At 71.7% G+C, this 25149-nt stretch carries 20 protein-coding genes; 12 read left to right on the top strand and 8 right to left on the bottom strand.

From position 1 onward, the window contains the following. The 5 genes from ACESMR_RS15275 (at position 1) to ACESMR_RS15255 (ending at position 5022) form a co-directional block, all read left to right on the top strand. Positions 1–1032 (top strand): ABC transporter permease, encoded by a 1032-nt coding sequence (locus ACESMR_RS15275; RefSeq protein ID WP_373048090.1) that lies wholly within the window; start codon positions 1–3, stop codon positions 1030–1032. Further along, positions 1029–1961, top strand: a complete 933-nt coding sequence (locus ACESMR_RS15270) for an ABC transporter permease (protein WP_373047960.1) — start codon at positions 1029–1031, stop codon at positions 1959–1961. Before ACESMR_RS15275 ends, ACESMR_RS15270 begins: the two co-directional genes overlap by 4 nt. Next, positions 1961–2929 (top strand): ABC transporter ATP-binding protein, encoded by a 969-nt coding sequence (locus ACESMR_RS15265; protein ID WP_373047959.1) that lies wholly within the window; start codon positions 1961–1963, stop codon positions 2927–2929. Before ACESMR_RS15270 ends, ACESMR_RS15265 begins: the two co-directional genes overlap by 1 nt. Beyond that, a complete protein-coding gene (locus ACESMR_RS15260) occupies positions 2926–3945 on the top strand; it encodes an ABC transporter ATP-binding protein (protein WP_373047958.1) in 1020 nt (339 codons plus the stop codon). Before ACESMR_RS15265 ends, ACESMR_RS15260 begins: the two co-directional genes overlap by 4 nt. Positions 3946–4011: 66 nt before the next feature. Next, a complete protein-coding gene (locus ACESMR_RS15255; RefSeq protein ID WP_373047957.1) occupies positions 4012–5022 on the top strand; it encodes a hypothetical protein in 1011 nt (336 codons plus the stop codon). Here the strand turns inward: ACESMR_RS15255 and ACESMR_RS15250 are convergent. From ACESMR_RS15250 to ACESMR_RS15235, 4 genes are all read right to left on the bottom strand, one after another. Next, a complete protein-coding gene (locus ACESMR_RS15250) occupies positions 5000–6949 on the bottom strand; it encodes a sodium:solute symporter family protein (RefSeq protein ID WP_373047956.1) in 1950 nt (649 codons plus the stop codon). The two genes, ACESMR_RS15255 and ACESMR_RS15250, sit on opposite strands and share 23 nt — an antisense overlap. A gap of 140 nt (positions 6950–7089) precedes the next feature. Next, complete coding sequence (locus ACESMR_RS15245; protein WP_373047955.1) at positions 7090–7869, bottom strand: TerC family protein; 780 nt, start codon at positions 7867–7869, stop codon at positions 7090–7092. Positions 7870–7931: 62 nt separating this feature from the next. Further along, positions 7932–9488 (bottom strand): adenylate/guanylate cyclase domain-containing protein, encoded by a 1557-nt coding sequence (locus tag ACESMR_RS15240; RefSeq protein ID WP_373047954.1) that lies wholly within the window; start codon positions 9486–9488, stop codon positions 7932–7934. A gap of 22 nt (positions 9489–9510) precedes the next feature. After that, entirely contained in the window at positions 9511–11175 is a 1665-nt protein-coding gene (locus tag ACESMR_RS15235) for a hypothetical protein (RefSeq protein WP_373047953.1), read from the bottom strand. A gap of 188 nt (positions 11176–11363) precedes the next feature. Here ACESMR_RS15235 and truD point away from each other — a divergent pair, with 188 nt between their 5' ends. Continuing rightward, positions 11364–12968 carry a tRNA pseudouridine(13) synthase TruD gene (gene truD, locus ACESMR_RS15230; RefSeq protein ID WP_373047952.1) on the top strand — a complete coding sequence of 535 codons (1605 nt, stop codon included), beginning with the start codon at positions 11364–11366 and terminating at the stop codon, positions 12966–12968. Here the strand turns inward: truD and ACESMR_RS15225 are convergent, their stop codons facing one another. From ACESMR_RS15225 to ACESMR_RS15215, 3 genes are read right to left on the bottom strand one after another with little or no spacing between them, the layout of a single operon-like run. Continuing rightward, positions 12969–15383, bottom strand: coding sequence for a glycoside hydrolase family 65 protein (locus ACESMR_RS15225; protein ID WP_373047951.1), 2415 nt, complete (start codon positions 15381–15383; stop codon positions 12969–12971). Then, the gene (otsB, locus tag ACESMR_RS15220; protein WP_373047950.1) at positions 15380–16858 is read right to left on the bottom strand and encodes a trehalose-phosphatase; all 1479 of its coding nucleotides are present in this window, start codon (positions 16856–16858) and stop codon (positions 15380–15382) included. Before otsB ends, ACESMR_RS15225 begins: the two co-directional genes overlap by 4 nt. 40 nt (positions 16859–16898) lie before the next feature. After that, on the bottom strand, positions 16899–18665 hold the full coding sequence (locus ACESMR_RS15215) for a chloride channel protein (protein WP_373047949.1): 1767 nt from the start codon (positions 18663–18665) through the stop codon (positions 16899–16901). 100 nt (positions 18666–18765) lie between these two features. Between ACESMR_RS15215 and ACESMR_RS15210 the strand changes: the two genes are divergently transcribed. The 3 genes from ACESMR_RS15210 to proC are packed head-to-tail and all read left to right on the top strand — an operon-like array spanning position 18766 to position 22446. Next, positions 18766–20106 (top strand): FAD-dependent oxidoreductase, encoded by a 1341-nt coding sequence (locus ACESMR_RS15210; RefSeq protein ID WP_373047948.1) that lies wholly within the window; start codon positions 18766–18768, stop codon positions 20104–20106. Continuing rightward, a complete protein-coding gene (locus ACESMR_RS15205) occupies positions 20103–21629 on the top strand; it encodes an FAD-dependent oxidoreductase (protein WP_373047947.1) in 1527 nt (508 codons plus the stop codon). The genes ACESMR_RS15210 and ACESMR_RS15205 overlap by 4 nt, the downstream gene beginning before the upstream one ends. After that, positions 21622–22446: a pyrroline-5-carboxylate reductase gene (gene proC, locus ACESMR_RS15200; RefSeq protein ID WP_373047946.1), complete on the top strand. Its 825-nt coding sequence runs from the start codon at positions 21622–21624 to the stop codon at positions 22444–22446. The genes ACESMR_RS15205 and proC overlap by 8 nt, the downstream gene beginning before the upstream one ends. On the opposite strand, the gene ACESMR_RS15195 is transcribed toward proC, so the two are convergent. Further along, positions 22443–22835, bottom strand: a complete 393-nt coding sequence (locus ACESMR_RS15195) for a YfiM family protein (RefSeq protein WP_373047945.1) — start codon at positions 22833–22835, stop codon at positions 22443–22445. The two genes, proC and ACESMR_RS15195, sit on opposite strands and share 4 nt — an antisense overlap. A 147-nt stretch (positions 22836–22982) precedes the next feature. Between ACESMR_RS15195 and ACESMR_RS15190 the strand changes: the two genes are divergently transcribed. The 3 genes from ACESMR_RS15190 to ACESMR_RS15180 all read left to right on the top strand — a co-directional run bounded on the left by ACESMR_RS15190 (position 22983) and on the right by ACESMR_RS15180 (position 25080). Beyond that, positions 22983–23486: a DivIVA domain-containing protein gene (locus ACESMR_RS15190; protein ID WP_373047944.1), complete on the top strand. Its 504-nt coding sequence runs from the start codon at positions 22983–22985 to the stop codon at positions 23484–23486. Continuing rightward, the gene (locus ACESMR_RS15185; protein WP_373047943.1) at positions 23486–23776 is read left to right on the top strand and encodes a DUF167 domain-containing protein; all 291 of its coding nucleotides are present in this window, start codon (positions 23486–23488) and stop codon (positions 23774–23776) included. Before ACESMR_RS15190 ends, ACESMR_RS15185 begins: the two co-directional genes overlap by 1 nt. Before the next feature lie 137 nt (positions 23777–23913). Then, positions 23914–25080, top strand: a complete 1167-nt coding sequence (locus ACESMR_RS15180; protein WP_373047942.1) for a peptidase MA family metallohydrolase — start codon at positions 23914–23916, stop codon at positions 25078–25080. Positions 25081–25149 lie beyond the last annotated feature (69 nt).

Genomic DNA, 25149 nt, shown 5'->3' with positions numbered 1-25149 from the left:
ATGGGTCGCTACGCGCTGCGCCGGATCCTCGGGATCGTTCCCGTCCTGCTCGTCATCTTCACCTTGAGCTTCGTGCTCATGCGCGCCGCCCCCGGCGGCCCCTTCGACGCCGAGAAGCCGGTGCCAGCCGAGGTGAAGCGCAACCTCGAGCTCAAATACCATCTGCGCGAACCGTGGTGCGAAGCGCGCTTCCTCCCCGCCCTCGCCCAGGGGCTCGAGCCCGCAGCGGAGCGGGCGCTCCGGGCGGAGAACGCGGCGGCGTCGCTGGCGGAGAAATTCTGCACCGGCGCCTTCCAATACGGCTGGATGCTCGCCAACTACACCACCGGCGACTTCGGCCCCTCGTACAAATACAAGGACCGGAGCGTGAACGAGTTCATCGCCGCCGGCCTCCCGGTGACGATCCAGCTCGGCCTGGTGGCGATGTGCTTCGCGCTGCTCATCGGCCTCGGTGCGGGACTGCTCGCCGCAATCAAACACAACGCCTGGGAGGATCACGCGGCGATGGGGGCCGCGCTCCTCGGCATCTCCATCCCCAACTTCGTGCTGGGGCCGGTGCTGATCCTCGTCTTCTCGCTCACGCTGATGTGGCTGCCGCCAGCGCGCTGGGATGGCTGGCAGTACATGATCCTGCCGGGCTTCACCCTGGGCTCGGTCTACGCCGCCTACATCGCGCGCCTCACCCGCGGCGGCATGCTCGAGGTGATCCGGCAGGACTACATCCGCACCGCACGGGCCAAGGGGCTCTCCGAGCGGCTGGTGATCCTGCGCCACGCGATGCGCGGCGGGATGCTCCCGGTGATCTCCTATCTCGGGCCTGCGCTGGCGGGTCTCTTCACCGGATCGATCGTGATCGAGCGCATCTTCAACATCCCCGGCATGGGCCGCTACTTCGTCGACGCGGCGCTCAACCGCGACATCACCCTGGCGATGGCCGTGGTGGTGGTGAACGCGATCTTCCTGCTGGTGGCCAACCTCCTCGTCGATCTCGGCCTCGGCCTGCTCGATCCACGCGTGAGGTACGACGAATGACGTCGCCCAACGAGACGCTCTACGGCGGCGCCGGCCTGCCCCCGGGCCTCCCCGACGCGAGCCGGCCCCTCGAGGAGGAGGTGCAGGGCACCTCGCTCTGGCAGGACGCGTGGCGCCGCCTCAAGAAGAACCGGATGGCGGTCTTCTCCGCGGGGCTGCTGGTCTTGATGTTCCTCTTCGTGGTGGTGGGGCCCTGGGTGATGCCCTACAGCTTCGAGCAGCAGGACCTCGCCTACGGCGCGCAGGGGCCCTCCCTCTCCCACTGGTTCGGCACCGACATGCACGGCCGCGATCTGCTCGTCCGCGCCATGCACGGCGGGAGGATCTCGCTGCTGGTGGGCCTGTGCGCCACCGCCGTCTCGCTCACCATCGGCGTGGCCTGGGGCGCGACCAGCGGCTACTTCGGCGGCAAGGTCGACGCCACGATGATGCGGATGGTCGACGTCATGTACGTCATCCCCTTCATGTTCGTGGTGATCCTCTTCCTCGTCCTCTTCGGCCGCTCGCTCGTCCTGCTCTTCGTGGCGCTGGGTGCGGTCTCCTGGCTCACCATGGCCCGCATCGTCCGCGGCCAGGTGCTCAGCTTGAAGAACAGCGAGTTCGTCGACGCGGCCCGGGCGAGCGGCGTGGGGCACGCGGGGATCATCTTCCGCCACCTCGTCCCCAACGCCCTGGGCACGATCATCGTCTACGCCACCCTCACCATTCCCCGGGTGATGCTCGAGGAGGCCTTCCTCTCCTACCTCGGCCTCGGCGTGCAGGCGCCCAACGCCTCCTGGGGGCTCTTGGTCGCGGACGGCGCCAACTCGATGACCTTCCTGCCCCACATGCTGATCTTCCCGGGCCTGCTCCTCACGGTGACGCTCTTCGCCCTGAACTTCCTGGGCGACGGCCTGCGCGACGCCCTCGATCCGAGGATGAAGAGCTGATGAGCGACCACGTTCTCTCCGTGCGCAACCTGCACGTGCACTATCCCGGCGAAGACGGCGTCTCGAAGGCGGTCGACGGCGTCTCCTTCGACGTGCCCCGGGGCAGGACGCTGGCGGTGGTCGGCGAGTCCGGCTCGGGCAAGAGCCAGACGATGTACGGGATGCTGGGGCTCGTGCCGCAGCCGCCAGGCAGGGTCTTCGGGGACGCGGCGCTCTTCGAGGGCGAGGACCTGCTCACCGCGAGCGAGAAGCGCCGGCGGGCGCTGCGCGGCGATCGCATCGCGATGATCTTCCAGGACTCGATGACGGCGCTCAACCCCTTCCTCACGGTGGAGCGGCAGCTCACCGAGGTGCTCCAGTCGCACAAGGGCATGGCCCGCAAGCAGGCCCGGACCGAGGCGCTGCAGATGCTGCGGATGGTCGGCATCCCGGATCCCGACGGCAGGATCGATCAGTACCCGCACCAATTCTCCGGCGGCATGCGGCAGCGGGTGATGATCGCCATGGCGCTGCTCTGCAAGCCGGCGCTGCTGGTGGCGGACGAGCCGACCACGGCGCTCGACGTGACCATCCAGGCGCAGATCCTCGAGCTGCTCAAGTCGCTGCAGGCGCAGCTGGGCTCGTCGACGATCCTCATCACCCACGATCTCGGCGTGGTGGCGGGCAACGCCGATCTCGTCGCCGTGATGTACGCCGGTCGGATCGTGGAGCGTGGCACGGTGGAGGAGATTTTCGGCGCGCCGCTCCATCCCTACACCCAGGGGCTGCTCGCCTCGGTGCCGCGCCTCGATTCCGAGCAGAAGGAGCAGCTGGTGCCGATCCCGGGCCAGCCGCCGGATCCCTCGCGCCTCCCGTCGGGCTGTCCTTTTCGCCTGCGCTGCCCGAAGGCGATGGACCAGTGCGCCGCGGTCTATCCGGAGACGAAGGTGTTGCACGAGGGACGGGAGGTCGCGTGTTGGGCGGCATGAGCGCAGCGCCTGCCCGGCAGCAGGCCGACACCATCCTCGACGTCCGGGACCTGCAGGTGCACTACCCCGTCACCCGTGGCCTCTTCCTGCGCCGGCAGGTGGCGGCGGTGCGCGCGGTGGACGGCGTCTCCTTCGACGTGAAGCGCGGGGAGACCCTGGGCCTCGTGGGCGAGTCGGGTTGCGGCAAGAGCACCACCGGCAGGGCCCTGGTGCGGCTCGCGAAGGCGACCGCCGGCAGGGTCGACTTCCTCGGCGAGGATCTGCTCGCGCTGGAGGGCGAGGCGCTGCGCAGGCGGCGCCGCGACATCCAGATGATCTTCCAGGACCCCTATGGCTCGCTCAATCCGCGGCTCACCGTGGCCGACATCGTGGCAGAGCCCTTGCGGGCCCACGGCCACAAGGGCCCCGAGGTCCTCGATCGGGTGAAGGAGATCCTCGGGCGGTGCGGGATGAACCCGCGCTACATCCGCCGCTACCCCCACGAGTTCTCCGGTGGCCAGCGGCAGCGCGTGGCGATCGCCCGGGCGCTGGCGCTCTCGCCCGCCTTCGTGGTCTGCGACGAGCCGGTCTCCGCCCTCGACGTCTCGATCCGCGCCCAGGTGCTCAACCTGCTGGTGGAGCTGCAGCGGGACCTCGGCCTCACCTACCTCTTCATCGCCCACGATCTGGCGGCGGTGCGTCACCTCTCCGACCGGATCGCGGTGATGTACCTGGGCAAGGTGATGGAGCTCTCGGCTGCCGACGAGATCTACCGGCGGCCCGCCCATCCCTATACCCAGGCGCTGATCTCGGCGGTGCCGCTCCCCGATCCCCGCCGGGAGGCGACGCGGCAGCGGGTGGTCCTCGAAGGCGACGTGCCCTCCCCCCTCGCCCCACCGGCCGGCTGCCGTTTCCATCCGCGCTGCCCGCTCTACAAGCAGCTCGGGCGGGAGCAGCAGGGGCGCTGCAGATCCGAGGAGCCGCTGCTGCGGGTCCTCGACGGGGACCGGCAGGTGGCCTGCCATTTTGCGAGCTGACGCGCCTTGACGGCGCCGCTCGCGGCGTGATCGCATCGGGGCCGTACTTCTTCTCGGAGATCGCCCATGCGCAAATTCGCCCTCGTTCCCCTCCTCCTCGTCGCCTGCGGTTCGGAGGAGCCGGCCCCCGCCGTGGAGAAGGCGTGGAATTGGAAGGCCGGCGGGGTGCAGGCGGCGACGGTGCTGCCGGGCGGCGAGATCTTCGCCGCGGTCGCCGGCGCGGAAGGGGCGTCGGCCGAAGGGATCTTCCTCTCGGCGGACGGCAAGCCCACCGAGACCGTGGCCCTCGACTGCGCCGGCTGCGGCGGGCTGGTGCCCTCGCAGCCGCTGGTGGTCGGCGGCCAGGCCTTCTTCGGCTCGGCGGAGCCCGGCGGCCCGCTGCTCCGGATCGAGCCGGAGAACCGCCGCGTCCGCGAGCTGCCCATCGAGAACCCGCGCAACCTCGTCACCGGGCCGCTGCGGATCGACGGCAGGTACGCCGCGGCGATGACCAACGGCACCCAGATGCTCGTGCCCGGCGGCGCGCTGGTCGAGGTCTCGGACGTAGGCATGGTCACCGAGATCCACCGCCCCGCAGGTGGCGAAGCCGCCTTCCTCTCGGTGCGGGCCATCGCCCACGCCTTCGACGAGGTCTACGTATACATCAACGACAGCGGCTACCTCGGCCGCTGGGACGCCGCGGACAACAGCTTCGGCACCATCCCCTTCCCCGCCACCCGGATCGCAGGTGGCGACGGCTTCACCATCGCCGCCGTGGGCGAGGAGGGCAGGATCGAGCTCCACGAGCTGCAGGATCTCGAGGAGGGCGTGCTCGGCCCGGTCTTCGGCCACGAGGTGGAGCTCGCCGTGTCGCCGCAGGCGCGCCGGATCGTGGTGGGCGTCACCTCGCGCCCCTTCGAGACGCCGGCGCCGGAGGGCGTCCCCGCCCCGAACACCGTGCTCGTCCTCGACGGGAGCGGCGAGGTCCTCGGCGAGGAGAAGATGCCCGGCGAGATCCGCTCGGTCTCCTTGAGCCCCGACGGCGGCCGTGCGGTGGTGGCCCACGCCGCGGGCGTCACCGCCTTCGACCTGCGCTGATCACGCAGGAGGCGATCGCTTCCGCCTCGTGGTGCTCCTTCGCGGCGCGGGTGCGCCCGTGCCGGCGGCGGAGCCAGATCACCAGCCCCACGGCGGCGACGAAGAGCAGGCCGATCCAGCCGGCGCGCCAGGGGAAGAAGACCGGCGCGGGGCTGCCGAAGAGCAGGCTGCCCACGCCGACCAGCGCGCAGAAGAGCGCCAGCGCGCTGCCGAAGGTGAGGACGAGGCCGTCCTTCAGCTTGCTGCGCGGGTGCGAGGGCGCGTGGCCGCAGCGCGCTGCCACCGGCCCCCAGAAGCCCGGCGGGTGGACCCGCCGGTAGAAGGCGTCGAGCTTCGCCGCGGGCTCCGCGGGACCGAAGCGCGCGATCGCCACGGCCACGAAGGCCGACAGGGCGGTCATCACCAGCATCCGCTCGGCGTCGCCGTCCAGGGCGAAGAGGAGCACGGGCGCCAGCACCGTCGAGGCGACGATGGCGCCGAGCTCCGCCGTCGCCGTCATCCGCCACCAGAACCAGCGCAGCAGCAGCGGCACGCCCATGCCGGCGCCGAGGAGGAGGCTCGTCTGCCAGGCGGTCTGGATCGAGTCGAGGCGGGTGAGGATCACCAGCGCCAGCACGAGGATCACGAGGTTGGAGAGGCGCGCCACCCGCACCTGCGAGCGGCTCGACGCCTCCCTGCCCCGCGCCTCGCACCAGAAGCGCTTGTAGAGATCGTTGGTCCAATAGCTCGCGCCCCAGTTGAGATGGGTGTCGAGGGTCGAGGCCAGCGCAGCGAGGAGCGCCGCGAGCATCAGCCCCTTCACCCCGGGCGGCAGGAGCTCGGCGATGCCGGTGACGAAGGAGCTCTCCCTGCCGGCGACGAAAGCGGGATCACCGACGCCTGCGCCGGCGGGGACGATGACGAGGAGCGCGAGGCCGATCGCCACCCAGAGGAGCGAGCGGAGGAAGATCTGGATCACGGTGAACCAGATGGCGGCGTGGCGGGCGTCGCGGGTGGTGCGGCAGGCCATCGTGCGCTGGGCGAGGTAGCCGGTGCCGTCGGCGTTCATCTGGGCGAACCATTGGATCGCCATGGTGCCGAGGACGGCGAAGCCCGCGCTCTCGGCCCAACCCGGCGTGAAGGAGAGCAGCTCCTCCACGCCGATGCCGAGGCGCCCGTCCCCGTAGAGCGCGGTGAGCTTCTCCGGCAGGGCGCCGAGGCCGCCTGCCGCATCGACGGCGATCCAGGCGTAGGCGAAGGTGGCCACCATCGCCAGCCCGAGTTGCACCACGTCGGTGCGCACCACCGCCCGCAGGCCGCCGGTGGTCGAGTAGAGGAGCGTCACCCCGAGGATCACCAGCAGCGAGATCAGGTTGTTGGCGGAGAGCACGGCGACGTTCGAGGTGGCCGAGGTGAGGGTGAGCCCGAGCGTCTGCACGAGGCCTACTGCCACCCCGTGGATATCGGGCGGCAGCCAGCGGTCCCAGGGGAGGAAGGGCTCGGCGATCCGGGTGGCGGCGAAGAGCACCATCGCCATCACCGTGCAGTTGAAGATCGTGCCGAAGTAGATCGCCTTGGCGGCGCGCAGGGGCGCGGCGAGGCTGCCGCCGTAGCGGAACTCCGCCAGCTCCGCGTCGGTGAGGACCCCGGCCTTCCGCCAGGCGGCGCCGAGGACGAAGCCCATGAGCAGGAAGGCGATCGCGTAGATCCAGAGGCGCCAGAGGGAGAAGATCCCGGCGGTGGCGATCATCCCGGTGACGAGGAGCGGCGTGTCCGCGGCGAACTGGGTCGCCGCCATCGAGGTCCCCGCCTGCCAGCCCTTGAGCGTGCGCCCGGCGAGAAAGTACTCCTCGAGGTTCTGCGAGGAGACCGCTCGGCTGCGCAGGCCGGCGCTCGCCGCGTAGACGAGGAAGGCGAGCACGATGGCGATGTCGATCCCTGCGAGCACGAAAGCCTCCTTTCCCACCGCAACAATGCCAGGTGCCCTCCCCACTCCTGGCCATCCGCCTGCCGCAGGGAGGGTGTGCAGCCGGGCCGCCATCCGCACGAACGGTTCGTACTCGTTGGCGCGCGCCGACCGACGGCGGCCTACTTCGCCAGCTCCGGCGGCTTCGGCTCGTGCTCGAACTTGCCATGGAGCCGCACCGGCGCCTCGTGGACCTTGCGCAGCCGCATGTTGATCAGCTCGACGAGGAGCGAGAAGGCGATCGAGAAGTAGATGTAGCCCTTGCTGATGTGCTGGCCGAGGCCGTCGGCGACGAGCACCACGCCGATGAGGAGGAGGAAGGAGAGCGCGAGGATCTTCATCGTCGGATTCCGCTCGACGAAGTTGCCGATGGGCCCGGCGAAGACGAGCATCACGCCGACCGCGAGGACCATCGCCACGACCATGATGCTGATCGCCGGCGCCATGCCGACGGCGGTGATCACCGAGTCGAGGGAGAAGACGATGTCGAGGGCGATGATCTGCAGGAGAACCGCGGTGAAGCTGGTCGTGGACTTCTTGCCGATGCCCCCGGTCTTCTCGTGATCCACCTCGAGCTTGTCGTGGATCTCGTACGTCGCCTTGGCGATGAGGAAGAGCCCGCCGACGACGAGGATGAGATCGCGCCCGGAAATCTCGTTGCCGAGCACGGTGAAGAGCGGCGCGGTGAGCCGCATGATCCAGGCGATGGCGAAGAGGAGGCCGAGGCGCATCAGCAGCGCCAGAGCGAGGCCGATCTGGCGCCCCTTCGCCTGCTGGTGCACGGGCAGCTTCGCCACGAGGATCGAGATGAAGATGATGTTGTCGATCCCGAGCACGATCTCCATCGCGCTCAAGGAGGCCAGGGCGATCCAACCTTCGGCAGTCGTGAATGCTTCGAGCATGGCGCTCCGATAACACGCGCCGATCCCTGCAGGAAGATTGCGCGCGGGGTCCCGAGCGGGATTCAGCCGAGCAGGCGCACCACCGCCACCGGAGCCTCCTTGCCCTTCACCCGCGCAGGCGGGAGGGGCTCGGCGGCGACCGGTCCCGCTGCCTGCTCCAGGGCCGCCGCAGCCACCAGGACCTCGCCTGCGCCGGCGAGGTGGCAGAGCCGCGAGGCGAGGTTCACCGCGTCGCCGATCGCCGTGTACTCGAGCCGCTTGGAGGAGCCCATGTTGCCCACCACGGCGGGCCCCGCGTTGATCCCGATGCCGATCTCGATCGGCTCCCTGCCCGCCGCCTGCCGCTGCCGGTTGAGCGCGGCGAGCTCCCGCTGCATCTCGAGGGCGCAGGCCACCGCGCGGTCGACGTCGTCGGGCCTGCGGAGCGGCGCGCCCCAGAGCGCCATCAGCGCGTCGCCGATGAATTTGTCGAGGACGCCGCCATGGCGGAAGACGCAGTCCACCATCCGCTCGAAATACTCGTTGAGCATCCGCACCGTCTCCTCCGGCCCGACGCGGGCCGAGAGGGCGGTGAAGGCCCGGATGTCGGAGAAGAGCACGGTGGTGGTGGTGAGCTGGCCGCCGCGCTGCAACTCGATCTGGCCGGTGCGGGCCTGCTCCACCAGCGCCGGCGCCAGGAAGCGCGCCAGGTGCGCCCGGGTCTCCGCCTCCCGCTCGATCTGCTTGCCGAGGGCGGTGCGCTCCAGCGCCAGGGCCGCCTGCGCGGCGATCCCGGAGAGGAGCTGCAGATCCTTCTCGGAGAAGGCCGCCACCTGCTGCCTGGTGTCGAGGAAGAGCACGCCCCGGACCTCCTCGCCCACGAGCAGCGGCACGGCCATCGCCGAGCGCACGCCCTGGGAGAGAAGCGAGTGGGAGGAGGCGAAGCGGGTGTCGGTCCCGGCGTCGAGGACGAGCACGCTCTCCCGCGCCAGCTGCACCCGCGCGAGCAGGCTGGCGGAGAGGTGGAGCTCCCCCTCTCCCTGCCGGTGGCGCACAGCCCGGGCCTCGAGGCCGCCACCCTCCCCCACCAGGAAGATCGCGCCGCGCTCCGCGGGAAGGACCTCGAAGGCGAAGGCGAGGATCCGCTCGAGGAGCGCATCCACGTCCCGCTCGAGCACGATGAGGCGGCCGAACTCCATGGCCACCCGGAGCTTCTCGTAGTCCCGCCGGAGCAGCGCCGGGTCCTCGATCTGCGACGCCGGCCGGAAGCCCGCCGCCTCCGCGCCGGGAAGGGCCGTGAGGATGGCCGGATCCAGCGCGCTCTCGAAGAGGGTCACGCCGGAGGCGGGTCCGGGACCGCGGAAGAGCAGCGTGCTCGCGCCGAGGCGGATCTCGTCGCCGGGACCGAGCCTGCAGCCGTCCGTTGGCTGCCCGTTGACGAGGGAGCCGTTGGAGGAGCCGAGGTCCCGGAAGAACCAGCCGTCGGCCCGCCGCTCGATGAGCGCGTGCTGCTTCGAGACCTGCGGATCCGGGAGCAGCACCACGTTGCCGGGCTGCCGCCCGAGCGAGGTGGACGGGTGGAGCACCACCTCGTTGCTGGTGCCATCGGGCAATCGGACGAGAAGGCGGGCGTCGTTCATCGGCGCGGCACGCTACCCCGGATCACGGCGCGATCCGGGTGACGAAGACGCCGGCTGCAGCCGAGGCGTCCGGGAGCTCCACGCCTGCGGAGGAGGAGCCGCTGGCGACGATCTCGCCGCCCGGCGTCACGCTGAGCGCCGAGAGCTGCACCGTGCCCGGCCCCGCGAGCCGCAGCGTCTGGAACGGTGCGAGGCCCGCGTCGGTCCGGATCAGCAGGCCCTCCCGACGCGCCGGCACCAGCGGACCGGCGCCCAGGTCGAGGGCTGCGTCGAAATCGCCGGCGATCACCGCCTGCCCCCAGGGGTCGAGGGCGATCCCGCGGAGGGCGAAGCCGCTGGAGCGGGGAAATTCGAGCGCCCCGGCGAAAAGGCCGTCCGCATCGAAGCGGAAGAGGCAATCGTCGAGGTGGCCTTCCGCCACGTAGCTCCCGCCGCCGGGGAAGGTGATCGCCCCGGAGCAGTCGGCGTGGAAGAAGTAGCCGCCGTCCGGCGCCAGGACGAGGCCCGGGGCGCGGGGCAGGACGGACGTGCTCCCGGGTTCGGGGTAGCGCCTGCTCCAGACGTGTTCGCCGGCGCCGTCGAGGCGGACGACGTACGCCGCGTAGCTCGACTCCAGCCGGAGGGGCCCGCCGCCGAAATCGACGGTCCCCTTCAGCTCGCCGTAGAGGACGATGCCGCCATCCGGCGTCGCTGCCAGGTTGATCACCTGCCCCGTCGGCAGGAGCTGTGCCCAGGCGAGCGTGCCGTCGGCGCCGAAGCGCGCCAGCCAGGCGCAGGTGTTGGCGCTGCTGCATTCGAGCGAGGTGCCGCCGAGGTCGAGGGTGTCCCGGGGATGGAGCTGGCCCGCCAGCATCACGTCACCGCCGGGAAGGAGCGCTGCGTCGACGATGCTGCCCGTGCTCGCTTCCACCGTGCGCCACCAGATCGGTCCGGTGCTCTCGAAGAAGGCGACCCAGTGCGAAGGCGAGGTGGTCGGCGAGGACTCGACGAGCGTCACGCCGCCGGAGAGCTCCAGCGAATCGAAGAAATGCCCACGAACGAAACGCTCGCCTGCGCCGCCAGCGAGGATCTCGGCGATGCGGGCGCCGGCGCCGCTGTCGAGGGCGACGCTCGCCTGGTGGGTACCGTCGAGGCGGAGCTCGCCGAGATAGAGGTCGGCGTAGCGCAGCAGGCCGCGGGGCGCGGTATCGCCGTCGAGCGCCCCGCCGCCGAGGTCGATCGTGCCGTCGATGCCGCCGCCGAGCACGAGGGTATCTGCGGTGGAGGCGAGGGCACCCGGTGCGTCGCCGCCGGAGAGACCGAAGGTCCCGAGGTGGGCGCCGCCGCACGAGCCGGTCTCGCAGGCCGAGCAGGTCAGCGCCGGCGTGCAATGGGGGCGGTCCTCGGGACAGAAGTTGCCGCCGCACGGCCCCTCCCCTCCGCCACCGCCGCTGCCCCCGGCTCCGCCTGCGCCTCCAGCTCCGCCGATGCCGCCCGCTCCACCGATGCCGCCGGCCCCGGCCGTTCCGCCCGCACCACCTGCGCCGCCCGCACCACCCACGCCGCCCGAACCGCCTGCGCCGCCCGAGCCCCCCGAGCCGCCGGGAGCAGCCGCCCCCACGCTGTCGGGATCCGCCCCGCAGCCTGCAGCTGCGACAGCCAGCGCAAAGACCGCCAGTGCAGCAAGATGCGACCCATGCCGAGCCATCGGAGCCCCCGGAACCAGACCTGCGGTGAAACGCGGATGCTACCCGACGCGCGCTTCGTCGCGCCACCTGGCGGTAGCGGCCCGGACGACTCCGGGCCCCCCGGCGGTTGCAGGGGGATGCAGCGCCGCGGCGCTGTGATAGAAGCGGCCTTTCGTGCCGCGACCCGGCAGATAAGGTTTGAACCGCAATGAAGCTCAAGCAGCGGCCCGAGGACTTCATCGTCCGCGAGGCCTATCGATTCGAAGAAGACCCGCGCGGCCCCTACCGCGTCTACCTGATGGACAAGCAGAAGCTGTCCACCTTCGAGGCGGTGCAGCGGATCTGCACCCGGATGCGGATCCCGCCGGCGGCGGTGAGCTTCTGCGGCCTCAAGGACAAGCAGGGCCGCACCGAGCAGATCGTGGCGATCCGCGGCAAGGACGCGGAGATGCAGGACCCCGATCTCCGCCTCAAATTCCTCGGCCGCGCCTCCGAGCCCCTCTCCGCCGCCAACCTCACCGCCAACCGCTTCGCGGTGACGGTGCGCGATCTCGGCGAGGAGGACGTCGCCCGCCTCGCCTCCTCGGTCGCCGAAGTGCGCCGCGTCGGCGTGGTCAACTACTTCGACTCCCAGCGCTTCGGCGCGCTGAAGCACGGCCAGGGCTTCATCGCCAAGGATCTGATCAAGAACCAGGTCGAGCACGCGCTCCACAACTACATGGCCAAGCCCTCGCCCCTCGACAAGAGCGACGACGCGAAGGTGAAGGCGTTCTGGGAGAAGAACTGGGGCGATTGGGAGCGGCACTGCCCGTACAAGGCGGTGGCGAAGTACCGCAACGTCCTCCTCCACCTGCAGGATTACCCGGACGATTGGGCCGGCGCCTTCCTCCAGATCGAACCGCGCTACCGCGCCCTGCTCATCTTCGAGTACCAGAGCTGGCTCTGGAACGAGGGCGTGCGCCGGCTGCTCCAGGGCTTCCTCCCGGACGAGGACCTGATCAGCCTCCGCTACCAGGCGGGCCGGCTCCTCTTCCCCCGCGAGATCCCCGGGGCGATCCTCCGCGACCTCCGCGAGCGCACCTTCCCGCTGCTCGCTCCGGAGACCGAGTTCGCCGACGAGCGGACCCGCGAGGCCGCCGAGGCGACCCTCGCCCGCGAGCATCTCCGCCTGCCCGACCTGAAGATGCACCACCTGCCCGGCATGTTCTTCAAGCACGAGGAGCGGCAGATCCTGATCTACCCGGGCAAGCTCGTGGTCTCCGAGCCCCGCCGGGACGAGATGAACCGCGGGCGGCTCAAGGTGAACGTCGCCTTCACCCTGCCCCCCGGCGCCTACGCCACCCTCGTGACCAAGCGGCTCTTCTGGTTCGCGATGCTCGAGGAGGAGGCGATGAGCCACGGTGGCGAGCTCCACCCGGTGGCGGCCCAGGCCCTCGAGGCGGCCTACGGTCCCGGCGGCATCCGCGAGGAGCTCCGGGACGAGAGGCCGCGCCGCCAGCTGCAGACAGCGGCCACGGCGGTGACCACCGGCGCCCTCGCCTCGCTCCACGCCACCGAGCCCTCCCCTGCGGTGGAGGTGGCGGCGGCGCTCGCCGAGGCCCCGAAGGCGAAGATGGGCTACCGCGAGAGGCAGCGCCGCAAGAAGGATCAGAAGGCGCAGGCCCGGGCGCAGGCGCCCAACCCCGCCGGCACCGGCAAGCGCGCCCCCGCCAAAAGGGCGAAGGCCGCGGCCGCTGCAGCAGAACAGGCAGGAGGCGGAAAGGCCGCGAACGTCCCGCAGAAGAAGCAGGCCGGGTCGAAGCGCCGCGGCTGATCAGCGACCGGGTGGCCGGGGAAAGCGACGCTTCTCCCCGGCATCCAGCTCCACCAGCTCGCCCCACGCCTCGAGGCGAACCGGCGCCGGCGCCATCTCCTCCACCTCCAGCTCGAAGCCCTCGGCGTCCACCTCCAGGGTGAGCCAGGTGTTGCGGTGCTCGATCCGCGCGCGCACGGTGCGCAGCTTGTCGGGCAGCCGCGGCGAGATCGAGAGCACCCCGCGGGTCATCTCGACGCCGAGGTATTGGCGGATGACGATGTCGACCGTGCCGGACATGGCGCCGAGGTGGATGCCTTCGCCGGTGGTGCCGCCCTGGATGTCCTCGACGTCGCTGCGCAGGGCCATCTGCCACATCTGCCAGCCCGCTTCGCGGTCGATGCGGTCCATCACCGCCGCATGGGCCACGAGCGAGAGCGTCGATCCGTTGGCGGTGCGCGGCAGGTAATAGGCCACGTTCGCCCGCATCGCGTCGTCGTCGAAGTCGTAGCCGAGCTTGCGGAGGATCCCCTGCAACTCCTCCGTCGAGAGCAGGTAGAAGAGCATGGTGACGTCGGCCTGCTTCGAGACCTTGTAGCGATCGGGCGTGTCTCCTTCCGCCTTGAGGATCCGATCGAGCCGGAGGATGTGGCCGTAGCGATCGCGGTAGCGATCCCAGTCGAGCTCCTCCAGCGCCTCGTAGCCCTCGAATTGCGCGAGCACGCCCTCCGGCAGGAAGCAGAGCTTCATCCGCTCGGTGATGTGGCGCCAGCGCTCCACTTCGTCCGCTTCGAGCTCGAGGCGGACGACCAGCTCCTCCCGCCGCTCGGGCCGCAGCCGCTCCAGCGCCTCGAGCGCCCGCTCGATGCACCAGACCGCCATCACGTTCGTATAGGTGTTGTTCCGCAGGCCGCCTGCTGCGGCGCCGGGATAGCCCTCGTGGTATTCGTCCGGGCCCATCACCCCGAGGATCTCGTAGCGCGCCTCCGCCTCGTTCCACTTCGCCAGGCTGGCGAAGCAGCGGGCGATCTCGAGGAGCATCTCCGCGCCGTATCGCTCGAGGAAGGATTGGTCGGCGGTGATCTGCTGGTAGAGCCAGATGTTGTAGGCCACCGCTGCGTTGATGTGGCGCTGCAGCCTGCTGTGATCGGGATCCCAGCGGCCGGAGCGCGGGTTGAGGTGGATGAGCTGCGAGGCCTCGCGCCCGTCGCTCGAGCTCTGCCAGGGGTAGAGCGCGCCGGCGAGCCCCTCTTCCCGTGCGTGTCGGCGCGCCGCCTCGAGGCGGTGGTAGCGATAGAGCAGCAGGCTGCGGGTGATTGACGGTGAGCGGAGGTTGTAGGTCGGGAAGATGAAGAGCTCGTCCCAGAAGACGTGGCCGCGGTAGGCCTCGCCGTGGAGACCGCGGGCGGGGACGCCCACGTCCCTGCCGATGGTGTTCTCCGACACGGTCTGCAGCAGGTGGAAGATGTGGAGCCGCAGGATCCGCTGCTCCCAGTTGTCGCCGTCCCTGCAGCTCATCTCGAGATCGAAGCGGCGCCACAGCGCTCGCCACGCAGCGAGGTGGGCCGGCAGGATCTCCTCGAAATCCTCCTGCTCGGCGATGGCGGTCCGCGCCTCGTGCCCCGGCTCGAGGATCCCCCGATCCTTCGAGCTGTAGAGCACCGCCACCTTCTCCACCAGCAGCGGCTCCTCCTGCTGCACCTCGAGGGTGAAGCACTGCGCGATCCGCGCCTCCTCCTCGAGCAGGGTGGGCACCACCTCGAGGCGCCTGCCCCCGGTGAAGAGCCTGGTGCGCGCAGCCTCCGCCACCACGAAGCGCGACTGCACCGTCTCGGCGACGAGGTAGATCCCCTCCGGCGCCACCGCCCCCCGGGCCGTGACCTGCAGATGCTCGGAGCGGAGCTGGCGGTAGCGGGCCACGCCGGCGTTCCGCACCGCGCCGTCGATCGCCGACTTGACCTCGACCGTCCCCGACCAGTTCTCGGGCACCAGGGTGAGTTGCAGCGCGGCGACGTGCTCGGCGCCCATGTGGACGAAGCGGCGGCTCTCCACCCGGGAGATCCGCCCTGCCTCGTCGCGCACCCGGAAGGAACGGACCAGGAGACCGTCGCGCATGCGCAGCTCCTGCCGGTAGGCGAGAACCTCCATCGTGCGCAGGTCGAGCCAGCTGCCACCGGCGGGCCGGAAGGTGAGCGGGAGCCAGTTGGGGAAGTTGACGAGGTCCTCGTTGGGCACCTGCCGCCCGGCGATCTCGCTCACCAGGCAGTTGTAGCCGCCGCCGACGTAGGTCCCCGGGTAGTGGACGCCGTCGGCAGCCGCTTCCTCCGCCGCGCCGCGGGTGACGAAGAAGCCGTTGCCCACGGCGCAGAGCGCCTCGCGCAGCGACTCCTGTCCCCAGTCGAGCCCCTCCCAGGCGAGCGTCCAGCAATCGGTCACGGTTCCCCTCCACAGAGCAGCCGCAGGAAGAAGCCGACCTCCGCCGGATCCTGCAGCGACCAGCGCGCAGCGGTGGGGCGCGGCTCGTCGCTCACGAGGATCGAGATGCCGTCGTCGGCCAGGGCCCGGAACGCATCCTCGTCGGTGACGTCGTCGCCCACGTAGATGGGCACCGCATCCCCGAGTCCCAGGGTCTCGAGGAGGAAACGCACCGCCCGCCCCTTGTCCCAATCCACGTCGGGCCGGAGCTCGAAGATCATCTTGCCGTGGGTCTTGCGCAGGCCGAGGCCGGCGCCGACCTCGTCCACCATCCGCTCCACCGCGGGGACGAATGCGGGATCGGCGAGGCGGAAGTGGATCGCCACCGCGAAGCTCTTGTCCTCGACGAGGATGCCCTCGATCGCGCCGAGGCGGGCCCGCAGCGCGGCGGCGGCGGCGTGGATCGCCCCCTGGCTCTCGGGGCGAATCGCGTGGCTGCCCGTCGGACCGCGGATCTCGAAGCCGTGGCTGCCCGCGAAGGTGAGCGCGGGCAGATCCACGAGCGCCGCAACGTCCGCGAGGCGCCTGCCACTCACCAGCACCACCGGGCAGCGCGTGGTGGCTGCCTCGAGGTCGGCGCGGACCTGCGCCGGCATCACCGCGTCCTCGGGATGGTCCACGATCGGTGCGAGGGTGCCGTCGTAGTCGAGGAAGATGGCAGGGCGCCTCCCCTGCAGCTCGCGCTGCAGCCCATCGAGGTGGGTGAGGGCCGAAGGACGCCGATCCGAGGCGCGGACGAACCAGCGCTCGATCGCGTCGACGGAGAGCTCCCGGAGGCCCTGCACCACGAGGTCGGCGCCAGCCAGGCGCAGCGGCAGGTGGTTGCCCCCGCGGTCGACGCCGACCACGAGGCAGAAGCAGCCCGCAGCCCCCGCCTCCACGCCGGCGACCGCATCCTCGAGGAGCACGCAGCGTTCCGGCTGCGCCCCCACCTCCCGGGCAGCGGCGAGGAAGAGGTCGGGTGCGGGCTTGCCTGCGAGCCCGCGCGCCGCGCTGGTGATGCCATCCACCCGGGCGTCGAAGAGATCCGCGATTCCCGCGGCCTCCACCACCGGCCCCGCGTTCCGGCTCGAGGAGGCGAGCACCGTGCGCACGCCCCGGGCCCGGAGCGCGCGGAGCAGCTCGAGGGCCCCGGGAAAGACCTCCGGTCCCTCCTGCGCCAGCACGGTGCGGAAGCGATCGTTCTTCTCCGTGGCGAGCTGCTCCACCACCGCCTCGTCCCCGGGCAGCCCCCTGGCAGCGAGGAGAGCCCGGATGCCGTCGCGCCGGGGCTTGCCGTCCACGTAGGCGAGGTAGTCCTCGCGGGTGAAGAGAGGCAGGCCGCGCTCGGCGAGGAGGCGATCGAAGCTCTCCTTCCAGGCGGCGAAGTGGAGCCGCGCGGTCCGGGTCACGACGCCGTCGAGGTCGAAGACGGCGGCGTCGAAGTGGAGTTCCATGGCCCTACGATGGGAACGGAAGTCCGCGAGCGCCGCCCGTTCAGAACACCCCCTGCCGGAGTACGTCTCCACGGGCCACCGTCCCGAGGAGCCGCCCGCTCCCCGGGTCCACCACCGGCAGGCGGTTCAGGTGGGTGGGGACGAAGCGGGCCGCAGCAGCGGCAACCGTCTCCTCGCCGGTGAGGCGCGGCACGGCGGGGTCGGCGAGGTCGGCGGCGATCACCACGTCGAGGTTGGCGGAGTCGGGCAGATGCCCCTTGAGCTGCTCGAGGACGATGGCCCCGAGGAAGCGCCCCTCCGCGTCCACCACGTAGAGGTCCCAGCCTGCAGGCAGGGCGAGCAGCTGCTGCATCACCTCGACGAAGCGCGCCGAGGGCCCGACCTGCGGCGCCTGCGCCTCCACCAGCGGCGCCACCGGCTGCTGCCGGAGCCACCGCGGCCGCGCCTGCTCGGGGAGCGGCACGCCCCGCCGGTGGAGCACGCCGGTGTAGAGGGAGTGGGGCTCGAGGAAGCGGCTCACCGCGGTAGCGATGGCGCAGGCGAGGAGGACCGGGAGGATCACGCCGTAGTCCCGGGTCATCTCGAAGGTGATCAGCACCGCGGAGATGGCGGCGTGGGTGGTGCCGGCGAGGACCGCCGCCATGCCGATGAGCGCGTAGGCCCCCGGCGGCGCGGCCCCTGGCCAGACCGCCTGGACCGCCGTCCCCAGGGCCCCGCCGAGGAGGGCCCCGAAGAAGAGCGAGGGGGTGAAGAGGCCGCCCGGCACGCCGGCGCCGGCGCAGAGGGCGCTGGCGAGGAGCTTGGCGAAGGGCAGGAGGAGCATGAGCCAGAGCGGCATCTGCCCGAGCAGCGCGAGATTGACCGGGTCGTAGCCGTTGCCCAGGAGCTCGGGCAGCCATATGGCGCCGACGCCGGTGAGGCCGAGAGCGAGCGGCGGCAGCAGGGGCCGCAGCCGCTCGGGAAAGCGCGCGGGGAGGTTGGCGAAGGCCTCGATCCCGCGGATGTAGATCGCGGCAGCCACGCCGAGGAGCGGCGCGATCAGGACGAAGCTGGCGATCTCGAGGGGCTCGCCGATGCGGTAGTACGGGATCGCGTAGGCGGGCTCGCTCGCGAGGAGGACGCGGGAGACGATGGTGGCGGTGACGCAGCTCACCACGATGGGGCCGAAGAGCTCGAGGGCGAAGCTGCCGAGGATCACCTCGAGGCCGAAGAGCGCGCCGCCGATGGGCACGTTGTAGGCGGCAGCGATGCCCGCCCCGGCGCCGCAGCCGACGAGGATGCGGACCTGGTTGGGCTCGAGGCCGAAGCGGCGCCCGAGCCAGGAGCCGGACCCCGCCCCGCTGGAGATGAGCGCTCCCTCGCGGCCGAGGGGCGCGCCCATGCCGACCACGCCGATGATCACCAGGCCGCGGAGCAGCGCGCGGCGGAGGGAATAGGTGCCGTCCTCGACCCAGATCGCCTGGATGATCCCCGAGGTGCCATGGCCGCCCAGGGGCTGGCGGAGCAGGAGCGCGACGATCGTGACCAGGAGCCCGGCGCCGACGAGGACGCCGACGCGCTGGCCCCAGCCAGCCGCCTCGATCCGCTCGAGGAAGGTGGCGCCGTCGGGCCAGGCGAGGGCCTCCACCGCCTCGAGGAGCAGGTCGAGGAGAACCGCCCCCAGGCCGGCGGCGACGCCGGTGAGCACGACGAGGACCCAGAATCGCTGCTGGACGCCGGGCAGGTCGCGGAGGAAGGCGCGCAGCGAGGAGTAGAAGACGTTCGGATTCCCAGCGTTGCCTGCGCTGGGCCGGGGTTCGGCGCCCATCCGGGGAGAAAGGCATCCACGACGCCGGAAGGCAAGCGGCGTCGCTCGGACAGAAGGCCGATGGCGTGTTATACGACGCGGCACTTCAGGAAGGCACAGCATGGCGAAGGCGGAACGGCTTGCAGGCACGGCCCTCGGCGGTCGCGCGGTGCGCATCGAATTCGAGGGCGAGCACATCCCGGCGCGGGAGGGCGAGCCGCTCGCCGCTGCGCTCCTCGCGAACGGGGTCGGCGTCTTCTCCCGCGCGGTGAAATACCACCGGGCCCGGGGTCCCTATTGCCTCTCCGGGCGCTGCTCGCAGTGCCTGGTCCGGGTGAACGGCGAGCCCAACGTCACCGCCTGCACCACGCCGGTGCGCGAGGGGATGCGGGTGGAGCGGCAGAACGCCTTTCCCTCGGTGAACCACGACATCTTCTCGACCATCGACTGGATGTACCCCCGGGGTCTCGACCACCACTCCATGTTCGCCGGCGTGCCGGTGGTGGAGCACGTGGTGGCGAAGGTCGCCCGGGAGATGGCCGGCCTCGGCACCCTGCCCGACGCCGCCCGGGCCGACGGCGCCAGCTTCGCCTCCCACCAGACCGATGTGCTCGTCGTCGGCGGCGGCGCTGCGGGCCTCGCTGCGGCGCGGGCGGCGGCAGGGGCAGGTGCGCAGGTGACCCTGGTCGAGGAGCAGCCGGGCCCCGGTGGCAGGCTGCGTTCCGGCCTCGCCCTCCCCAACGCCCCCGAGGGCGGCTGGGTGAGCGAGCAGGTCGAGGCGCTCCGGGCAGCAGGGGGCCACGTGCTCTTCGGCAGCTTCGCCTTCGGCCTCTACCGGGAGCACGGCACCCTCGTGCCGGTGCGGGCCCCCGGGCGCCGCCTGGTGGTGGTGAAGCCGAAGGCGGTGGTGATCGCCGCAGGTGCGGCGGAGCCCCTCCCTGCGTTCGGCAACAACGATCTGCCCGGCATCTTCGCGGGACGGGCGCTGGCGCGCCTCGTCACCGTCGACGGCGTCCTCCCCGGCAAGCGGGCGGTGGTCGCCGGCGAAGGGCCGGAGGCTGCGGCGCTGGCTGCGCTCCTGCGCGGCGCCGGCTGCGAGGTGGTAGCGGAGGTCGGCCTCCGGGCCGGCGCCGCGGGCCACCTGGTCAAGGCGCGGGGCCGGTCGGCGGTTGCCGGCGCGGTCCTCGCCGATGCGAAGGGCGCCGAGCGCAAGGTCGCCTGCGATCTGATCGCGGTGGGCGGCGTCACCTCGGCCCTCGTCGATCTCGCCCGGCACGCAGGGGCCCACGTGGCCTACCGCGACGGCCATTTCGCGGTGGTGGTCGACGCGGACGGCGGCACCGGGATCCCCGGCCTCTTCGCCTGCGGCGAGGTGACCGGCCCCTGCACCGCCAACCAGGCGGCGCAGGCGGGTGAGCGCGCAGGAAGGGCTGCGGCGGCGGTGGCGGGAGGTGCGCGGTGAGCAAGTGTTTCGTTTGCACGTGCGAGGACGTGACCATCGAGGACGTCCGCCACGCGATCGCCAAGGGCTACCGGGACATCGAGTCGGTGAAGCGCTACACGGGCTTCGGCACCGGCGTCTGCCAGGGCAAGAACTGCCTCGGCACCGTGGCGCGGATCCTCGCGGAGGAAGGCGGGATCGCGGAGAAGGCGATGCTCCCCTTCACCCCGCGGCCGCCGGCGCGGATGATCTCCCTCGGCGAGCTCGCCACCCTGCCCCTCGACGTCGTCGGCGACGTTCCCGGGCACGGCGTGCCGCCGCCGGTGGAGCCCTTCGAGCAGGTGGCGCCGGACGGCTTTCCCACCCACGATTCCCATCCGCTCAAGCCCGAGGGCAAGCTGCCCGCGCGGGCATCGGTGGTGATCGTCGGCGGCGGGATCATGGGCCTCGCCCTGGCCTGGAACCTGGCGCGGCGGGGGCAGAAGGACGTGCTCGTCCTCGAGGAGGGCTACCTCTGCTCCGGCGCCTCGGGCCGCAACGGCGGCGGCGTGCGCATGCAGTGGTCCACGCCGACGATGGTGCGGCTGGCCAAGCGCTCCATCGATCTCTGCAAATCCTTCGCGCGTGAGTTCGGGATCAACGTCTGGTTCCGCCAGGGCGGCTACCTCTTCCTCGCCCCCGACGAAGTGCAGGCGCAGCGCCTCGAGAAGAACGCCGCGCTCCACAACTCGCTGGGCGTGCCCACGCGCATGCTCACGCCGGGCGGCGCGAAGGAGGTCGTGCCCCAGCTCGACGGCGGCAGGTTCATCGCCGCGGCCTTCAACCCCGAGGACGGCGTCGTCTTCCCCTGGCCCTTCCTCTGGGGCTACGCGCAGGGGGCCCGCAAGCTCGGGGTCCGGATCGAGACCTTCACCAAACTCACCGGGATCGACACCGCCGGCGGCAGGGTGACCTCCGTGCAGACCGATCGCGGGCCGGTGCAGTGCGACGTGCTGGTGAACGCCGCCGGCGCCTGGTCGCCGGGGATCGCCCGCCTCGCCGGCGTGGAGCTGCCCAACGAGCCCCACCGCCACGAGATCTGCGCCACCGAGCCGCTCAAGCCCTGGCTCGGGCCGCTGGTCTCGGTCCTCGGCAACGGCCTCTACTTCAGCCAGTCGATGCGCGGCGAGATCGTCGGCGGCATGGGGGATCCCAACGAGCCCCCCGGCCTCGAGATGGGCAGCACCCTCCGCTACCTCGCGCGCTACTCCCGCGCCCTCATCGACTGCATCCCCCAGACCCGCGACCTCAAGGTGATCCGCCAATGGGCGGGCTGCTACGACGTCACCCCGGACAACAACCCGATCCTCGGTGAGACGCCGGAGCTGCCGAACTTCCTGCAGCTCAACGGCTTCGTCGGCCACGGCTTCATGATGGCGCCGGCGGTGGCGGAGCTGATGGCCACCTGGATGACGGGCGGCGTGAAGGACGAGATCTTCGATCGCTTCACCCTGCGGCGCTTCGCCGAGGGGAACGTGGTGGCGGAGGATTTCATCATTGGCTGATTCGCCCAAGATCGCCTTCGTCGGCGCGGGCAACATGGCGGAGGCCCTGATCAAGGGGCTCCTCGGCGCCGGTTGGCAGGCGGATGCGATCGTCGGCACCGGCAGGCGGCCGGAGCGGCTCGACCACCTGCACCGGAGCTACGGGATCCGGACCAGCCTCGACAACGTGGCGGCGGTGTCCGACGCGGAGATCGTGGTGCTGGCGGTGAAGCCGCAGGCGCTGGAGCGGATGCTCGAGCTGGTGGCGCCGGGGATCGATCACGGCAAGCTGGTGATCAGCGTCGCCGCCGGCGTGCCGATCGCCGCGCTGGAGCGCAAACTCGGCGCCGGCGCGCGGATCGTGCGGGCGATGCCCAACACGCCGGCGCTGGTCGGCGCAGGCGCCACCGCGGTGAGCGGCGGCGAGCACGCCACCGAGGCGGATCTCGCCACGGCGAAGGCCCTCTTCGATGCGGTGGGCCAGACGGTGATCGTCGACGAGTCGCTGCTCGACGCGGTGACGGGACTCTCCGGCAGCGGCCCCGCCTACATCTTCCTGATCATCGAGGCGCTCTCCGACGCCGGCGTGAAGGTGGGCCTGCCCCGCTACACCGCGCAGGCCCTGGCGGCGCAGACGGTGCTCGGCTCGGCGAAGCTGCTCCTCGAGACCGGCCAGCACCCGGGCATGCTCAAGGATCAGGTGACCTCGCCGGGCGGCACCGCGATCGCGGGCCTCCATACCCTCGAGGCCGGCGGCCTGCGCACCACGCTGATCAACGCGGTGGAGGCGGCGACCCGCCGCGCGAAGGAGCTCGGCGAGCAATTCCTCGACGATTAGAAGCGTCCCTGCAGGGTGACGAGCCTGGCGTCGTCCGCGCCGCCTGCGGGCGCGAAGAAGACCGCGTCGACACCCCACGCCACCAGCAGCCCCGCGCCGGTGCCCGCCACGTCCCAGACGAGATCGCGCCAGGAGGCGCTGCCGGCGCCGGCGAGATCGGCCACCTCCTTGGCCACCCCTGCGCCGAGCGCGATTCCCGCACCGGTGGCGAGCCGCGCCGGCACCTCGTCGAAGAACGCGGCTCCCAGCGCATAGCCGCCGACCGCCAGCGCGGCGGAGGCGCCGAAATGCTTCACCTTGTCGGGACCGAACCACGGGTCGTCGTCCGCCGCGGCGCCAGCAGGGACGAGGGACGCAGCGGCGGCGAGCAGGAGGGCGAGGGCACGCATGCCCGGAAGGTGCGGGCCCGTCCGCGCGGCGTCAACGAGATGCATCGTTCCTCCCTGCCAACGCTGCTTCCGGCAGGCCCGGGCAGCAACGAGCAGGCGGGCGCACGAAAGTTGGTGCGGTGGGCCCCCGGCGGTAGACTCCGCCGCATGAAGGTCACCGCCCTCGACATCCAGCAGAAGGAGTTCGCCCGGTCGTTCCGCGGCCTCGCCGCCGAGGAGGTCCGCACCTTCCTCGACCAGGTCGGCGCCCAGCTGGAGGAGCTCGCCCGGGAGAACATCGAGCTGCGCGAGGAGCTGAAGCGGCGGGAGGAGCGCATCGACGCCCTCACCTCCCGCGAGAAGCTCCTCCAGGAGACGCTGGTCACCGCCCAGCGGCTGAGCGACGAGGTGAAGGCGCAGGCCCGCAAGGAGGCGGAGAACATCGTCGCCGAGGCGGAGCTGCGCGGTGAGATCCTGCTGCAGCAGGCGAACGAGCGGCTCGCCGAGGTGCTCGGGGACATCACCGAGATGAAACGGCAGCGGGCCCTCTTCGCCACCCAGCTCCGCCAGGCGGCGGACGCGCAGCTGCAGCTCCTCGAGGCGATCGACGCGGAGCCCGCGTCCCTCGACAAGGTCACGCGGCTTCCCCGCGCCGCAGGCGCAGCGGACTGATGCCGGCCTGGCTGCGGCCGTCGACCGGTGGCGTGCTCGTGGAGATCGTGGTGCAGCCGCGGGCCTCCCGGACGCGGATCGTCGGCGAGCACGGCGACCGCCTCAAGCTCCAGATCGCCGCCCCGCCCGTGGACGGCGAGGCGAACGACGCGGTGATCGCCTTCCTGGCGGCGACCTTCTCGGTGCCGAAGCGCGACGTGGAGCTGGTGGCTGGCGCTACGGCCAGGCGCAAGACGGTGCTCGTCCGCGGCGTGGACGAGGCCACCGCCGCGGCGCGGCTCCGGGCCTGATCCTCTTCGCTCGCTTGCCAGAACGCCCTCCTGCCGTAAGTTCGGTGGGATCGGAACGTCAGCCCCTCCGATCCGGGTGGAAGAGCCGAGGCGGATGCGCCGCAACGGCCGACCGCCCCTTCGCATCGGAAGGGTCGATGAGAACGCTCCGCCTCCTCGTTGCAGCCCTGGTCGTGCTCTTCGTCACCACCCCCGTCCTCGCGGAGCCGGCGGAGGCGCCCGCCCGGGTCGACCTCACACCCGGCATCCCGGTGGTCGAAATCCCCAGCCCACCGGCGGCGCGGATGCACGTCCTCGCAGCCCCCGGCGCCGCCGCCGGCGTCGCCCGCTCGCTGGCGGAAGGGTTGGACGCGGAGCGCGCCGAGCTCGAGGCGCTCCTCGGGGGCCTCGACGCAGGGCCGATGGAGATCCGCTTCGCCTACGGCCGCGAGGAGTTCGCAGCGCTGCAGCCCCGCGGCGGCAGGGTACCCGGCTGGGCCGCAGGCGTCGCCTGGCCTGGCCTCGGGTTGGTGGTGATCGACGCGCAGGCCTCGGGCCGCAACGGCGACGTCCGGGCGGTGCTGCGGCACGAGCTGGCCCACGTGGCGCTGGGGCGGCTGGTCCAGGGCCATATGCCGCGCTGGTTCACCGAGGGCTTCGCCCAGATCTACGCCAACGAGTGGACCCTCTCGCGGAGCACCACCCTCGCCCGGGCGAGCGCCGCTGGGGCGCTGCTGCCCGTCCGCGAGATCGACGAGGGCTGGCCGGGATCGCCCACCGACGTGGACCTCGCCTACGCCCAGAGCGCCTCGCTGGTCGCCTTCCTCGCCTCGAGCGGCGACGGGGCGGTGCTCCAGCGGCTCGTCCGCCACCTCGGCGCCGGCGAGCCCTTCGCCGATGCGCTCATCGCCGCCTACGGGCAGCCCCTCATCCTCCTCGAGCTCGACTGGAAGCGCGCGATGCAGAGCCGCTACGGCTGGCTCCCGCTCTTCACCGACACGAACGTCTGGTGGGCCGGCGCCGCGGTCCTGCTGGTCCTCGGCGCCTGGCGGGCCCGCGGCAGGTCCCGGCGCGGGATCGAGGCGATGGAGGATGGCCCGGAGCTCGAGCCGGCGGTCTCGCTGCCGGTGGCGTTGCCTGCCGGTGCCGAAGAGCCGGCGCTCCAGCGGGTCGTCCTCCACCCGGGGGAGGAGAACGGCGTGCGCCTCACCACCCCCGGCCCCTGCCCGGTGCTCCAGCGCCGCGCGGCAGCGGGCCACGGAAAGCAGGAGGGCCCTCCCGCAGGGCCTGCCGGCGCGATTTCGCCAGGGATTTGGCGCCACTAGCGGGTTGCACCCGACCATGGGACTCCCACAGACCCCGACCGGTGGTACGGGAAACGTGCATCTCGCCGT

The sequence above is a fragment of the Vulgatibacter sp. genome (assembly GCF_041687135.1).
In the GTDB taxonomy this organism is placed as follows: Bacteria; Myxococcota; Myxococcia; order Myxococcales; family Vulgatibacteraceae; genus JAWLCN01.
The sequence above is the reverse complement of the archived record's forward strand: the minus strand, read 5'-3'. Positions and strand labels throughout refer to the sequence as shown.